This is a genomic window from Komagataeibacter intermedius TF2, assembly GCF_000964425.1.
In the GTDB taxonomy this organism is placed as follows: domain Bacteria; phylum Pseudomonadota; class Alphaproteobacteria; order Acetobacterales; family Acetobacteraceae; genus Komagataeibacter; species Komagataeibacter intermedius.
The window spans coordinates 1,399-2,009 of record NZ_BANF01000707.1 but is presented as its reverse complement, the minus strand read 5'-3'; the positions used below and the strand labels follow the sequence as shown (position 1 = coordinate 2,009).

1 protein-coding gene is annotated in these 611 nt (G+C 61.5%); it reads right to left on the bottom strand.

The window, feature by feature from the left end:
* Positions 1–611 (bottom strand): IS3 family transposase (locus B7449_RS25205; protein WP_209426800.1); only part of this gene is annotated, 611 nt, incomplete at both ends.

Below are 611 nucleotides of genomic sequence, written 5' to 3'. Positions count from 1 at the left end.
CCGGACATTGAAGCCAGCAGCCCATGGGCCAGCAGCTTTTTCTGGAAATCATGGGAGCCATACTGGCTGCCACGATCGGAGTGGAAAATGCAGCCGGGCGCCGGGTTACGCAGCCTTACCGCCATATCCAGGGCACGGATGGCCAGATCCTTTTTCATCCGATCGCTCGCGGCCCACCCGATTACGCGACGACTGAACAGATCGATGACGACAGCGAGGTAGAGCCAGCCCTCGGCAGTCCAGATATAACTGATATCTCCCGCCCATTTCCGGTTGGGGCCTTCAGCAAGGAAATTACCGTCCAGAAGGTTGGCCGCAATGTCAGACTGGTGGTGGCTGTCGGTCGTCATCTTGTGGCGACGGGTGCGCACGGGCCGGATCCCGTTGGCCTTCATGAGGCGGCCAACGCGACGTTCCCCGACATCAAGCCCGGCTTCCCTGAGTTCCATGGTCATGCGCGGCCGTCCGTAGGACCCGTTGCTCAGGGCAAAATGCTCACGGATATGCGTCAGCACCTTCAGATCGGTACGTTGGCGCTGGCAGGCCGGTCGGGATGTCCAGGCCCGGTACCCCCGTGCAGAGACCCGCAAGACCCGGCACAGCCTCTCGAT